This window comes from Enterobacter cloacae complex sp. SYL001 (assembly GCF_049237025.1).
Lineage (GTDB): Bacteria > Pseudomonadota > Gammaproteobacteria > Enterobacterales > Enterobacteriaceae > Enterobacter > Enterobacter intestinihominis.
Genome location: NZ_JBMKJI010000013.1, coordinates 25992 through 39623, shown reverse-complemented (window position 1 = coordinate 39623; position 13632 = coordinate 25992). Strand labels below are relative to the sequence as shown.

Annotated in this window: 13 protein-coding genes; 2 read left to right on the top strand and 11 right to left on the bottom strand. The window is 56.1% G+C overall.

What is annotated here, in order from left to right; translation table 11 throughout:
* Position 1: 1 nt before the first annotated feature.
* The 3 genes from glpX to ACOTZP_RS13545 form a co-directional block, all read right to left on the bottom strand.
* Positions 2 to 1012, bottom strand: coding sequence for a class II fructose-bisphosphatase (gene glpX, locus ACOTZP_RS13555; protein ID WP_022649802.1), 1011 nt, complete (start codon positions 1010 to 1012; stop codon positions 2 to 4).
* Positions 1013 to 1182: 170 nt separating this feature from the next.
* Positions 1183 to 2691, bottom strand: a complete 1509-nt coding sequence (gene glpK / locus ACOTZP_RS13550; RefSeq protein WP_022649801.1) for a glycerol kinase GlpK — start codon at positions 2689 to 2691, stop codon at positions 1183 to 1185.
* Between the two features lie 21 nt (positions 2692 to 2712).
* Positions 2713 to 3558 (bottom strand): MIP/aquaporin family protein, encoded by an 846-nt coding sequence (locus tag ACOTZP_RS13545; protein WP_022649800.1) that lies wholly within the window; start codon positions 3556 to 3558, stop codon positions 2713 to 2715.
* Positions 3559 to 3958: 400 nt separating this feature from the next.
* Between ACOTZP_RS13545 and zapB the strand changes: the two genes are divergently transcribed.
* Positions 3959 to 4198: a septal ring assembly protein ZapB gene (gene zapB / locus ACOTZP_RS13540; protein WP_022649799.1), complete on the top strand. Its 240-nt coding sequence runs from the start codon at positions 3959 to 3961 to the stop codon at positions 4196 to 4198.
* Positions 4199 to 4781: 583 nt separating this feature from the next.
* Here zapB and rraA read toward each other — a convergent pair.
* The 7 genes from rraA to priA form a co-directional block, all read right to left on the bottom strand.
* Positions 4782 to 5267, bottom strand: coding sequence for a ribonuclease E activity regulator RraA (gene rraA, locus ACOTZP_RS13535; RefSeq protein ID WP_022649798.1), 486 nt, complete (start codon positions 5265 to 5267; stop codon positions 4782 to 4784).
* Positions 5268 to 5359: 92 nt separating this feature from the next.
* Positions 5360 to 6286, bottom strand: coding sequence for a 1,4-dihydroxy-2-naphthoate polyprenyltransferase (menA, locus tag ACOTZP_RS13530; RefSeq protein ID WP_088581795.1), 927 nt, complete (start codon positions 6284 to 6286; stop codon positions 5360 to 5362).
* Between the two features lie 62 nt (positions 6287 to 6348).
* The gene (gene hslU, locus ACOTZP_RS13525) at positions 6349 to 7683 is read right to left on the bottom strand and encodes an HslU--HslV peptidase ATPase subunit (protein WP_022649796.1); all 1335 of its coding nucleotides are present in this window, start codon (positions 7681 to 7683) and stop codon (positions 6349 to 6351) included.
* Positions 7684 to 7692: 9 nt separating this feature from the next.
* Entirely contained in the window at positions 7693 to 8223 is a 531-nt protein-coding gene (hslV, locus tag ACOTZP_RS13520) for an ATP-dependent protease subunit HslV (RefSeq protein WP_022649795.1), read from the bottom strand.
* A gap of 94 nt (positions 8224 to 8317) precedes the next feature.
* On the bottom strand, positions 8318 to 9286 hold the full coding sequence (gene ftsN, locus ACOTZP_RS13515; RefSeq protein WP_017383099.1) for a cell division protein FtsN: 969 nt from the start codon (positions 9284 to 9286) through the stop codon (positions 8318 to 8320).
* 92 nt (positions 9287 to 9378) lie between these two features.
* A complete protein-coding gene (gene cytR / locus ACOTZP_RS13510; protein ID WP_063853129.1) occupies positions 9379 to 10404 on the bottom strand; it encodes a DNA-binding transcriptional regulator CytR in 1026 nt (341 codons plus the stop codon).
* Positions 10405 to 10523: 119 nt separating this feature from the next.
* Entirely contained in the window at positions 10524 to 12719 is a 2196-nt protein-coding gene (gene priA, locus ACOTZP_RS13505; protein ID WP_045308713.1) for a primosomal protein N', read from the bottom strand.
* A gap of 200 nt (positions 12720 to 12919) precedes the next feature.
* Between priA and rpmE the strand changes: the two genes are divergently transcribed.
* On the top strand, positions 12920 to 13132 hold the full coding sequence (gene rpmE / locus ACOTZP_RS13500; protein ID WP_003862040.1) for a 50S ribosomal protein L31: 213 nt from the start codon (positions 12920 to 12922) through the stop codon (positions 13130 to 13132).
* A gap of 48 nt (positions 13133 to 13180) precedes the next feature.
* Here rpmE and metJ read toward each other — a convergent pair whose 3' ends face one another.
* Positions 13181 to 13498 carry a met regulon transcriptional regulator MetJ gene (metJ, locus tag ACOTZP_RS13495; RefSeq protein ID WP_006179183.1) on the bottom strand — a complete coding sequence of 106 codons (318 nt, stop codon included), beginning with the start codon at positions 13496 to 13498 and terminating at the stop codon, positions 13181 to 13183.
* Between the last annotated feature and the right edge of the window lie 134 nt (positions 13499 to 13632).

Below are 13632 nucleotides of genomic sequence, written 5' to 3'. Positions count from 1 at the left end.
TTTACAGAATGTACGTCTGTACGTCCGGGTCTTTGCGGTCGAGATAATGAATGGACTGAATGCGGCGAATGGTGCGGGATTTGCCGCGGATCAGCAGGGTTTCAGTGGTGGCCATGTTTCCCTTGCGGGTGATGCCATCCAGCAGATCGCCTTTGGTGATGCCGGTTGCGGAGAAGACCACGTTATCGCTGCGAGCCATCTCGTTCAGCGCGAGCACTTTATAGGCCTCGATGCCCATCGCCGCACAGCGCGCCAGTTCGTCTTCACCAATGCGAAGGTTCTCGTCGCTGTCGCCTTTGACCTCATGGCGTGGCAGCAGACGCGCCTGCATATCGCCGTCCAGCGCGCGGATCACTGCCGCAGAGACCACACCTTCCGGCGCGCCGCCGATGCCGTAAAGCACGTCGACCTCGCTGTCCGGCATGCAGGTCAGAATAGAGGCGGCAACGTCGCCATCAGGAATGGCAAATACGCGCACGCCGAGTGCTTGCAGATAAGCGATGGTGGCGTCGTGGCGCGGTTTCGCCAGGATGGTCACGGTGAGTTCGTTGAGCGGTTTACCCAGCGCCGCTGCGATATTGCGCAGGTTGGCATCCAGCGGCAGGCTAAGGTCGATAGCGCCTTTAGCACCAGGACCGACAATCAGCTTTTCCATGTACATATCTGGCGCGTTGAGGAAGCAGCCCTTATCGCCCACCGCCAGCACCGCCAGCGCGTTGGCCTGGCCCATCGCCGTCATGCGCGTGCCTTCGATCGGGTCGACGGCGATATCCACCGCATCGCCTTTGCCCGTCCCGACTTTTTCACCGATGTAGAGCATCGGGGCTTCGTCGATTTCGCCTTCGCCAATGACGATAGTGCCATCGATATTGACCTGATTAAGCACAATGCGCATGGCGTGGACGGCTGCGCCGTCTGCGGTATTTTTGTCGCCACGGCCCAGCCACTTGTAGCCTGCGAGGGCGGCAGCTTCGGTGACGCGGGAAAACTCGATAGCAAGTTCACGTTTCATGAGGTACTCGTACAATCAAAAGGAATTGCACGAAGTTTATCACAGAGTGGGGAGGGGGAGGGGTGGTGCGGTCTGAGCCCCTCACCCCGGCCCTCTCCCCAAAGGGGAGAGGGTGTTTTAAGTCCCCTCGCCCCTTTGGGGAGAGGGTTAGGGTGAGGGGTGAGTCTGTCTTACTCGTCGTGCTCTTCCCATGCCAGGGCACGTTTCACCGCTTTCTTCCAGCCGCTGTAGCGGTAGTTGCGCTCGGTGGTTTCGATGCCTGGACGGAATTCGCGTTCGATCACCGCTTTTTCCTGAAGCTCGTCAAGGTTTTGCCAGAAGCCAACCGCCAGACCTGCCAGATACGCCGCGCCCAGCGCCGTTACTTCTCGCACCTCAGGACGTTCAACGCGGGTACCCAGAATGTCGGACTGGAACTGCATCAGGAAGTTGTTGGCTACCGCACCGCCGTCCACGCGCAGGGCGTGCAGACGAATGCCGGAGTCCGCCTGCATCGCTTCCAGCACGTCGCGCGTCTGGTAGGCGATGGATTCCAGGGTCGCACGAATAATGTGGTTTGAGTTCACACCGCGCGTCAGGCCGAAAATCGCGCCGCGGGCGTACGGATCCCAGTACGGTGCGCCCAGACCGGTAAACGCTGGCACCACGTATACGCCGTTGGTGTCTTTCACTTTGGTCGCGAAGTATTCGGAGTCAAACGCATCGCTGATCAGCTTCATCTCGTCGCGCAGCCACTGAATGGAGGCGCCCGCCATGAATACCGCCCCTTCCAGGGCATAGTTCACTTCACCGCGTGGGCCGCAGGCGATGGTGGTCAGCAGACCGTTTTCTGATTTCACCGCTTTCTCGCCGGTGTTCATGAGCATAAAGCAGCCGGTGCCGTAAGTGTTCTTCGCCATCCCTTCCTTGACGCACAGCTGGCCGAACAGCGCCGCCTGCTGGTCACCGGCAATACCGGCGATAGGAATACGGGTGCCGCCTTTACCGCCGATGTTGGTCTGGCCGTAAACTTCTGAAGATTTGCGCACGTCTGGCAGCATCGCACGCGGAATGTCCAGCGCGTCCAGCATCTTGTCATCCCACTCCAGGGTGTTGATGTTGAACAGCATGGTGCGCGAGGCGTTGGTGTAGTCGGTGACGTGAACGCGTCCCTGAGTCATCTTCCAGATAAGCCAGGTATCGACGGTGCCAAACAGCAGCTCGCCGCGTCGTGCACGTTCGCGTGAACCTTCCACGTGATCGAGGATCCACTTCACTTTGGTGCCGGAGAAATAGGGGTCAATGACCAGACCGGTTGTACTGCGCACGTACTCTTCCATTCCGTCGCGCTTCAGTTTTTCGCAGATCTCTGAGGTGCGGCGGCACTGCCAGACAATGGCGTTGTAGATGGGCTTACCGGTTTCGCGCTCCCAGACAACGGTGGTTTCACGCTGGTTGGTGATACCGATAGCGGCAATCTCGTCAGAACTGATGTCGGCTTTCGCCAGCACTTCCACCAGCGTGGAGCTTTGTGACGCCCAGATCTCCATCGGGTCGTGTTCAACCCAGCCTGGACGCGGATAGATTTGCTCAAATTCGCGTTGAGACACGCTGACAATGTTCGCGTCATGATCCATTACGACAGCGCGGGAGCTGGTAGTGCCCTGGTCGAGCGCAACGATATATTTTTTTTCGGTCATGGTATGTGTCCCGTAGTCAGATTACAGCGAAGCTTTTTGTTGTGTGGTGGAAGTCGACTCTTTTTCCTCTTCCACACAGGTGTCGCACGGTAAGTGGCGACCAATTAATTTGCGATAGCCGAATGCGCCCAGCGCCGCCCCTACGATTGGCCCGAACAGCGGAACCAGGAAGTAAGGAATGTCTTTGCCGCCGGTAAAGGCGACATCGCCCCATCCTGCAAAGAAGGCGAAGGTTTTTGGACCCAGGTCACGCGCCGGATTCATCGCAAAGCCGGTCAGCGGACCCATGGATGCGCCAATTACCGCAATCAGAAGGCCAATCAAAAGTGGTGCCAGCGGGCCGCGCGGAATGCCGTTTCCGTCGTCGCCCAGCGCCATAATGACGCCCATCAGAATAGCGGTAATCACCATTTCAACTGCGAACGCCTGCACAAAATTAATATGCGGATTCGGATACGTTGAGAAAATGCCTGCCAGATCCAGACTTTCGACACTGCCACGCACCATATGATGCGTCTGTTCGAAGTCGGTGAAAAGATTGTAATAAAGCCCGTAAACTAACGCCGCTGCGCAAAAGGCGCCGGCAAATTGTGAAATGATGAAAGGGACAACTTTGCGTCCGTCAAAGCACGCGAATAGCCACAACGCGATGGTCACCGCCGGGTTAAGATGTGCGCCGGAAACCCCTGCGGTCAGGTAGATGGCCATCGCCACGCCCAAACCCCAGATAATACTGATTTCCCACTGACCAAAACTGGCACCTGCCACTTTCAGTGCAGCGACACAGCCTACTCCGAAGAATATCAACAACCCGGTACCCAGGAACTCGGCAATGCACTGGCCTTTTAAGGTTGATGTCTGACTCATAATCGGAATCCTGCAAAAGAGTAATGTTTATTGTTTGCGTGACCGCCCGTGACAGCCACGATGCCCTGTAGACATAGTGTTAATTTATCGTTAACGAGCACAAACGAGAAATATCGAAATCAAAATGTGTGGTCTGTGTCAATAAAATGAGCGTTTTCGCGCCATAAAGCGCGTTTTTGCACCAACGGTATAATGTGAGCTGAATCATTTCATTAACTAAAGAGTTAACAATTTAGGGGTATATACCGCGAACGCACCAGGACCAGACCTAAAAGTGTTGCAAACCGCGATCTGCGCGGTGTGTCGCTGGACACAGAGCGCCGCGCTCCATACAATCGACGGTATATGTCGTGCGCGTTTACGTTAAAGCGTCGCCTTGCAATTCAGGAGAGGTAGCATCATGTCTTTAGAAGTGTTTGAGAAACTGGAATCGAAAGTACAGCAGGCGATCGACACCATCACCCTGCTGCAGATGGAAATTGAAGAGCTGAAAGAGAAAAACAACTCCCTGTCCCAGGAAGTTCAGAATGCTCAGCACAGCCGTGAAGAACTGGAGCGCGAAAACAACCAGCTGCGCGAACAGCAGAACGGCTGGCAGGATCGCCTGCAGGCACTGCTGGGACGTATGGAAGAAGTTTAATTCCGGTGGGGTTAACTGATTAGGCCGGGTAAGGCGAAGCCGCCACCCGGCTTTTTTATGGTTTTCGCTAACCGATATCAAACCATAAAAAAGGCCGCCTGAGGCGGCCTTAACGCTACTTGTCCTGCGCTGTCGTAGCAAAAGCAACAAACCCAACAGGTTCATCGCTCTTTACAACGAGTACGCTGGCGGCAATGAACGCGATACATAAATAGCGTTTCATTATGCGGTCCCTGCTGCTTACCGCTCCACCGTTCACCACCGGTGATAAGTCGGTGGACACAAGCCCGGTTAAAGGTTGCTTTACGGTGGTGAATACACCTTTCCCTGGACCGGCGCCCATTTGCGAGATGGCGGAAAGGGACACAGCATCATAATGAGCAACAGCTGCGGAGTTAAGGTTCCCACACATAATTAGGAATTCATAAAGGGTCGACAGGGGTTACCTGAGGAATGAATCAGGGTAAGATAAAAATCCTGGTTAAAGGTTGCAATATCACCCAACGGACCGCGAATCCCGAGGGACAAAAAAACCGCCACATTGCTGTTGGCGGTTTTTTTATGCATCTCGCTTACCGATTAACTACTCAATATCCAGCGCATCCTCAGAAAGGATAATGCCGGTATTGTCAGCATAAAGGTGGTCGCCCGAGAAGAAGGTCACGCCGCCGAAATTGACGCGCACGTCGCTTTCGCCGATGCCGTCGCCCGCTGCGCCTACCGGTATGGCCGCGATGGCCTGAATCCCGATATCCATGTCTTCGAGATCGTCCACCTGACGCACGGAACCGTACACCACAATGCCTTCCCACTCGTTCTGGACGGCAATTCCCGCCAGTTCAGCATCAATCAATGCACGGCGCACGGAACCGCCGCCGTCGACCACCAGAACGCGGCCACGGCCGTTCTCTTCGAGCAGATCGTACAGCAACCCGTTGTCCTCGAAACATTTCACCGTGATGATTTGCCCGCCAAACGACGACCGTCCGCCAAAGTTGGAGAACAGGGGTTCAACGACGTTGACATCTTCCTGGTAGATGTCACAAAGCTCGGAGGTATCGTATTTCATAGGTTTAACGCTCTGTTGCTGCGAATGTGTTCAGTATATCGTGCGAAATGCCTTGTTGGCAAAATCATCAATTGTTAATTGATATTTGTCAGCTAACTCAGCGTCTGGCTTAAGACAATCCCGATGACGAACAGCAGGTTAGTCAGCAACGCGCCTTTTACCGTGCGCTCCAGCATCGGCGGCATGGCAGCCGGGCTGAGTTCACGCATGACATAGCGGGCCTGCTTAACCAGCAGCGGTGCGGCGAGCACAAACAGCCAGCCCCACAGGCTGTGCAGAGAGATCAGATTGAACAGCGCCAGGCAGACCAGCGCGCCGATGAGCAGGCAGGCGTGATAGCGGCGGGCATTCACCGGGCCCAGACGCACGGCCAGCGTGTTCTTACCGTTCTCACGGTCGCTGTCGATGTCGCGCAGGTTATTGATATTCAGCACCGCCGTCGCCAGCAGACCGCAGGCGGTCGCGGGCAGGAACAGGGCGGGGATCACCGTATGCGCCTGCAAGTACCAGCTTCCCATGACGCTCAGCCAGCCGAAGAACACCAGTACGGAGATGTCGCCCAGACCAATATACCCGTAAGGACGCGTCCCAACGGTATAGGTAATTGCTGCAATAATGGCGAGCAAGCCCAGCACCAGGAAGCCAATGAAATCGCTGGTGGTTTTCGAGGCGACCGTCACCAGCGCCAGGCCGGACAGGCAAATCAACACCACGGTGATAATCAGCGCCCGCTTCATCTGTGCCTGGGTAATCACCCCTTTTTGCATCCCGCGCAGCGGCCCGATACGATCAGGTTTATCGCTGCCTTTTACCGCATCGCCGTAATCATTGGCGAGATTAGAGAGGATTTGCAGTAGCCCGGCGGTGACAAGCGCCAGACCAGCCACCAGGGGATCGAAATGCCCCTGCCACCAGGCAAGTGCGGTACCGACGATAATGGCGGCAAAAGCCAGAGGAAGCGTTTTTGGACGCAGACTTTCGAGCCACGCCTGCGTACGGCTGATATCAGTCATAGTTATTTAGCCAATAAAAATGGGGGCCATAGCCCCCATCAACAGTGATGAAAATGCATTGAACGCGATTATAGAATAAAACGGCTCAGATCTTCATCTGCCACTAACGCATCCAGGTGTTTGCCCACATACTCTGCGTCAATGGTAATGGTTTGACCGTTAAGGTCGCTCGCATCGTAAGAGATATCTTCCACCAGGCGTTCCAGCACGGTGTGCAGACGACGCGCACCGATGTTTTCGGTGGTTTCGTTGACCTGCCATGCGGCCTGAGCGATGCGTTTGATCCCATCGTCGGTGAACTCGATATTCACGCCTTCGGTCGCCATCAGCGCTTTGTACTGTACGGTCACAGAAGCGTTTGGCTCAGTCAGGATACGTTCGAAATCTTCAGTGGTCAGCGCCTGCAGCTCAACGCGGATTGGCAGACGACCCTGCAGTTCCGGAATGAGATCGGATGGGCTGGCAACCTGAAACGCACCTGACGCGATAAACAGAATGTGGTCAGTTTTCACCATGCCGTGCTTGGTAGAGACGGTGCAACCTTCCACCAGCGGCAGCAAGTCGCGCTGAACGCCTTCGCGGGAAACATCCGGGCCGGAGCTGTTGCCGCCGCGCTTACAGATTTTGTCGATTTCGTCGATAAACACGATACCGTGCTGCTCAACCGCGTCGATAGCGTCCTGTTTCAGCTCTTCCGGGTTAACCAGCTTCGCTGCTTCTTCTTCAATCAGCAGCTTCATCGCGTCTTTGATTTTCAGCTTACGCGCTTTCTGCTTCTGCCCGCCCAGGTTCTGGAACATGGACTGCAACTGGCTGGTCATCTCTTCCATGCCCGGAGGGGCCATGATTTCCACGCCCATTGGCGCGGCAGCGAGATCGATCTCAATCTCTTTGTCGTCCAGCTCGCCTTCACGCAGTTTTTTGCGGAATGCCTGACGCGCAGCAGAAGGTTCAGGCTGCTGTTCAGCCTGTCCCCAGTTATTTTTTGCCGGTGGGATCAGCACGTCGAGAATACGCTCTTCGGCCATCTCTTCGGCGCGATAGCGGTTTTTCTCAATCGCCTGGACACGCACCATCTTAATCGCTGAATCGGTCAGGTCGCGGATGATGGAGTCCACTTCTTTACCCACATAGCCCACTTCGGTGAACTTGGTGGCTTCAACTTTGATGAACGGCGCGTTAGCCAGTTTGGCCAGACGACGGGCGATTTCGGTTTTACCCACCCCGGTCGGGCCGATCATCAGAATATTTTTTGGTGTCACTTCGTGGCGAAGCTCTTCGTCGAGCTGCATGCGACGCCAGCGGTTACGTAGTGCGATAGCCACGGAGCGCTTGGCGTTGTCCTGGCCGATAATGTGTTTGTTCAGTTCGCTGACAATTTCGCGTGGGGTCATTTCAGACATGGGCGATCCTTACGCTTTGGAGGTCAATTCTTCGATGGTGTGATTGTGGTTGGTATAGATGCAGATATCACCTGCAATATCCAACGCTTTCACCGCGATATCGCGCGCGTTCATGTCGGTATTTTCCAACAGCGCACGGGCTGCGGCCTGGGCGTACGGGCCGCCAGAGCCGATGGCAATCAGGTCGTTTTCAGGCTGAACCACGTCGCCGTTACCGGTGATGATCAGCGAGGCGTTTTCGTCAGCCACGGCCAGCAGTGCTTCGAGCTTGCGCAGCATGCGGTCGGTACGCCAGTCTTTTGCCAGCTCAACGGCGGCTTTCACCAGATGACCCTGATGCATTTCCAGTTTGCGTTCAAACAGTTCAAACAGCGTGAAGGCATCAGCCGTGCCGCCTGCGAAACCGGCGATCACTTTGTCGTTATAAAGACGACGTACTTTCTTCACGTTGCCTTTCATGACGGTATTACCCAGCGTGGCCTGGCCATCACCGGCAATTACCACCTGGCCGTTACGGCGTACACTTACTATTGTTGTCACGAGCAGACCCCCTGGTTACAGATTCGGGAAACAGAAGCCCTGAGCCTGTGCTCAGGGCTGAATTAAATGATAGATGGGGGGGATTTTGGGGGTTTCAACCCCCGGAGGCGAGTCGAATGCAGTTTGTGTGGCCCGCCACTTTCAAACGGGAAATGGTGCCGTCTGCGTTTTCTTTGCCTTTGACCGGTCCAATCACCACGCGATTCCAGCCGTTATTGGTGGTAATGCGTGAGTCAAATCCTTCAAATGCCAGCTGAGCTCGCACCGTTTCTGCCTGCTCAGCGCCTTTAAACGAACCGCACTGAACCATCCAGCGGCGTTCATCTTTTTTCTCAGCCGTCTGCTTTGGTGCCTCGGTCTCTTTAGTGACCGGCGCAGCCTGCTGCGTTTTTGGCTGTTGCGCAGTGGTATGTGCAGGCGTCTGCAACAGATCCTGATACGGCTGTGCTGTTTGCTTCTGCGGCTGGGCTTTCGGCTGCTGCTGAACAGGCTGCGTTTGTACGGTACGCGTCTGCTGCTGCGGTTGTGTACGCGGCTGTTGTACCGGCTGCGTCTGCGTCCACTGCTGCTGTTGCGTTTGCTGCTGTGCCTGACGCTGGCGCTGCAACGTTTGCTGACGCTGCGCCGGGGTTTGTTCGTTCCACGGTACTTCGTTCAACTGCGTAGGCTGCTGGCGCATGTCCGCCTGCATCTGAGCGAGCAACTGGCGCTGTTCGTCCGTCAGCTGATCGGCATTCTTCACTTCACCCCCGGCAGAAGGCTCGGTAGGCGCACGTACGCCAGGCTGGCGGCTTTCCAGCTCTTTAATGTAGCGCCAGCGCTCTTCAGGCTTCGGAGGAAGGCCGTTGCCGACGACCTTGTTACCCTGAAGGGCTTCAGACTCTTCTTTTTTATGATGCGTAATGAAGTAGAGGCCGCCAATAAAGGCCACCAGCACAGCCGCAGCAATGGCGACCATGGCTGGGGAGACAGCAGACAGGCTACGTTGCTTGCTTTTTGAACTACTCTTTTTGCGTCGCGAAGGTGCCGGCTGGCCGCGACGTACATAATCTCGTTGTGCCACTATCGTTTCGCTGTATTTATTCGTTCGTCAGCCCGCCATGTTACTTAAGCGACGGGGCTTTGACCAGATAAGGGTGTCGAAAGGTATTTACTTTAAGTTAATGCCTGGGTAGAGCCGCGCACAATCAGCTCACAATCCAGTAGTCGTGACCCACTGCTAACTGTTTGACCGTGCAGCTGATCCAGCAAAAGCAGCATCGCTTCCCGGCCAATGTCATACCGCGGCTGCGAAACAGTCGAAAGCGGCGGATCGCAAAACTCCGAAAGCGAAATATTATCAAAACCGATTATCGACAGGTCCTTTGGCACGCGCAGGCCGTGACGTTTGGCGTAGGATAACGCCCCCAGCGCCATCACGTCGCTGTGGCAGAAGACCGCGGTAGGCGGTTCTGGCAAGGCAAGCAATTTTTCCAGCGCCTGCCCGCCCGCTTCAAAGGTGAAATCACCGCGCGCAATGTAGTGCGGATCGACAATAGCCCCGGTACGGCGAAGCGCCTGAACGTAGCCCTGCAACCGGTAATGACACAGCGGCATCTCTTCTGGTCCGGCAATACAACCGATACGCTTATGCCCCAGCTCCTGAAGATAGTTCACGGCGTTGAACGCGGCGGTGAGGTTATCGATATGAACGGTCGGCAGCTCCAGCTCCGGCGCGAATTCGTTCGCCATGACCATTGGCGGTAAATTGCGCTGTTCTTCAATGCTGGCATCAAACGGCAGGCGTGAGCCAAGCAGCAGCATGCCATCAATCTGCTTGGTGATGATCAGGTCGATGAACGTTTTTTCCTGCTGGTTCTGGTGGGCACAATCACCAATCAGCACCAGATAGCCCTGGGCGGCGGCCGTGACCTCAATGCCGCGGATGATTTCGCTGAAGAAGGGATCGCAGATGTCCGGCACGATCACCAGGATGGTGCGGGATTCGTTGCGTTTAACGTTGCGCCCCATGGCTTGCGGGAAATAACCGACCTCAAGCGCCGCCTTTTCAACCCGGTTTCGGGTCGCCTGGGAGACTTTGTCAGGGTTCATCAATGCGCGGGACACGGTTGCTGTTGAGACTTGTGCTTTCTCGGCAACGTCTTTCATGGTCGCCGAGGCAACCTCTTTCCTGGACTTCAACGTCTTCTCCTCGCCTGAACACCGAACTGCGGACCGCACCATTTTTACAGATAGTTAATGGAATCGGTTACAGAATTTTCATAAAAAGTGTGAGGCGCATTAAATTTTTCGATCCGTCTTCAGCCTTCAATCGGATCGACGTCCAGAACCCACTTCACTTTTCGTGCTTCCGGCAGGGTATTAATCAGCGCCAGCGTGCCGCTGACGATCTGCTGTAAACGGATACGCGAAGGGTGCTGAAGTAAGAGTTGCCAGCGGAAACGGCCGCCGCGTTTCGGGGCGAGCGCGGGTACCGGGCCTAAAATCCACAGCTGATTATCCACCAGTGGGCTGGCCTGCAGGAGATTTCTCAGCTGTTGCAGGAATAGCGGCGCCTGCTGGTTGTTATGATCTTCCGCACGGATGATGACGTGGCTGGTCCACGGAGGAAGCTGCATCGTCTGACGTTCGGCCAGCGCCTGGTCGGCGAAGGCGTCATAGCCTTTGTGCAGCAGCGTTTGCAGCAGCGGGTGCTCAGGATGGTGCGTTTGCAGCACTACTTCGCCCTGCTTACCCGCTCGACCGGCGCGACCAGCAACCTGGGTATAAAGCTGTGCGAAACGCTCCGCGGAGCGAAAATCCGCGGAGAACAGCGCGCCGTCGACGTCCAGCAGGGCGACCAGCGTCACGTCCGGGAAGTGATGCCCTTTCGCCAGCATTTGAGTGCCAATCAGGATGCGCGCGCCGCCGCGATGCACTTCCGCCAGCTGCTGCTCCAGTGCCCCTTTGCGGCTGGTGGTATCCCTGTCGATACGCGAAATGGGCACATCAGGGAAGAACGGCGCCAGCGCCTGTTCGAGCTGCTCCGTCCCCAGACCCACCGGCACGATGTGCGTTGAGCCGCAGGACGGGCACTGACGGGGTACCGGACGCTGGCTGTCGCAGTGGTGGCAGCGTAAATGGCGCTGAGCCTGGTGGAAGGTGTAGTAGTGATCGCAGCGCGGGCACTCGGCAATCCAGCCGCAGTCGTGGCACAGCAACGCAGGCGCGAAGCCGCGGCGGTTCAGAAACAGGATCACCTGGTTGCCCGCCTGCAAATGTTGGCGCATGCGGCTAATCAGCGCAGGCGCTAACCCGGCCTGCACCTGCTGGCCTTTCAGATCCAGCACATGCTGAATGGCCGGACGGGCATTCCCCGCGCGGCGCGTCAGGCGCAGCATGTGGTATTTACGCTGGCGAACGTTGTGCAGCGTTTCAAGCGCGGGGGTGGCGGACCCCAGAATAATGGGGATTTGCTCGCTGTGGGCGCGGTACACGGCTAAGTCGCGGGCGTGATAGCGCCAGCCTTCCTGCTGTTTATAGGAGCTGTCATGCTCTTCATCGATCACGATAACGCCGAGATTTTTAAACGGCGTAAAGAGTGAGGAACGGGTGCCAATCACAATCGCCGCTTCGCCGTTTTTCGCTTTCAGCCAGGCGCTGAGGCGCTCGCTGTCGTTCAGGCCGGAGTGCAGAACCTCAACGGGCGCATTAAAGCGTTCACGGAAACGGGCGATGGTTTGCGGCGTCAGGCCGATTTCCGGCACCATTACCAGCGCCTGTTTGCCCTGTGCGAGCACATTTTCCAGTACGCTCAGATACACTTCGGTTTTACCGGAGCCGGTGACGCCCGCCAGCAGCCAGGCGGAGAAACGATCGGCGGCGCTGTGAATCGCGCCCACGGCGGTGGCCTGCTCGGTATTCAGACGCAGGCGATCGCCCGAGACGGAAAAGCCGTCGCGCCAGTCGTGAAGGGCAGGTGCTTCGCTGGCCAGCTCGCTCAGCCCTTTCTTCCTTAATGCCTGCAACGCGGTTTCGCTCACCTCGAGCTCGTCGACCTGATGGCGCCAGATTTTCCCCTGGCGTAGCGCGGCCAACGCCTGCTGTTGTTTTTGCGAGCGCTTCAGGCTGTTAATGTCGACCGCCTGACCCTGCTCGGTGGCAAACCAGTACCACATTGGCGCATGGCTGGCGCGCTTACCCTGACGCAGCATAATCGGCAGGGCGTGGAACAATACGTCGCCAATAGGATGGTGATAATAATCTGCCGCCCACAGCAGCAGTCGCCAGGTGCTGTGAGAGTAAACAGGTTCATCGTCCAGCACTTCAACGATCGATTTCAGCTCGGTAAGCGGCAGCTCGCTTTTATCGCTGACGGAGACGACGATCCCCACGCGCTGCTGTTTACCGAACGGCACGGTCACGCGACAGCCCGCTTTGGCGCTCATGCTGTCGGGCAGCAGGTAGTCAAAGGTGCGGGGAAGCGGAACGGGCAGGGCAACGTGAGCGACGGGCATCGAATCTTCCTGACTTGAAAAGTGGCGCGTTAGTATACACATTAGTGAAAGCAGCGTGCGGATCAGTTTGCATACGTTGGTTAAATTCTGTATGATTCGCCGCCTTTGGTGTACTTTACGCCAAAGAACTTACATTCAACATCGCGTGGTGTCTGGCGTTAGGGCTGGAAGAGCGACGCGGCCTTAACTGAGGTTCTCCCATGAAAAAAGATATTCACCCGAAATACGAAATGATTACTGCAAACTGCTCTTGCGGTAACTCTATCCAGATCCGCTCTACCGTGGGTCACGATCTGAACCTGGACGTGTGCGGCAAATGCCACCCGTTCTACACTGGTAAGCAGCGTGATGTTGCAACCGGTGGCCGTGTTGACCGCTTCAACAAGCGTTTCAGCATCCCGGGCGCTAAATAAGTTTCCCGAAAAAAAGGCACCGCAAGGTGCCTTTTTTGTATCCGCTTATCAGTATTCCCACGTATCCGGGTCGATACCCAGTTCACGCATGATCACCTTCGCCTCTTCTGGAATTTCGTCACTGCGCTCTTTGCGCAGATCGTCATCGTTCGGCAACGGTTGGCCGGTAAACGCATGCAGGAACGCTTCGCACAGCAGTTCGCTGTTAGTGGCGTGACGCAGGTTGTTCACCTGACGACGCGTACGTTCATCGGTGAGGATCTTCAACACCTTCAGAGGAATGGACACCGTGATTTTCTTGACTTGCTCACTCTTCTTACCGTGCTCAGCGTATGGGCTGATATATTCGCCGCTCCATTCAGCCATGAGATACCTTTAATCCTCTCAGTCATTAATCTAAAGGTGCAAAACCCGTAACCATCAGTTTTGAACCGTAATCTTGCGTAGTTTACCGTAGAGACGATACCGAGGCACGGATATTGCCGCTGTAGCGTGTCCTA

Bases quoted from the DNA above. Each gene is read 5' to 3' on its own strand.
- glpX (WP_022649802.1), bottom strand. From the start codon at position 1,012: ATGAAACGTGAACTTGCTATCGAGTTTTCCCGCGTCACCGAAGCTGCC.
- glpK (WP_022649801.1), bottom strand. From the start codon at position 2,691: ATGACCGAAAAAAAATATATCGTTGCGCTCGACCAGGGCACTACCAGC.
- ACOTZP_RS13545 (WP_022649800.1), bottom strand. From the start codon at position 3,558: ATGAGTCAGACATCAACCTTAAAAGGCCAGTGCATTGCCGAGTTCCTG.
- zapB (WP_022649799.1), top strand. From the start codon at position 3,959: ATGTCTTTAGAAGTGTTTGAGAAACTGGAATCGAAAGTACAGCAGGCG.
- rraA (WP_022649798.1), bottom strand. From the start codon at position 5,267: ATGAAATACGATACCTCCGAGCTTTGTGACATCTACCAGGAAGATGTC.
- hslU (WP_022649796.1), bottom strand. From the start codon at position 7,683: ATGTCTGAAATGACCCCACGCGAAATTGTCAGCGAACTGAACAAACAC.
- priA (WP_045308713.1), bottom strand. From the start codon at position 12,719: ATGCCCGTCGCTCACGTTGCCCTGCCCGTTCCGCTTCCCCGCACCTTT.
- rpmE (WP_003862040.1), top strand. From the start codon at position 12,920: ATGAAAAAAGATATTCACCCGAAATACGAAATGATTACTGCAAACTGC.
- metJ (WP_006179183.1), bottom strand. From the start codon at position 13,498: ATGGCTGAATGGAGCGGCGAATATATCAGCCCATACGCTGAGCACGGT.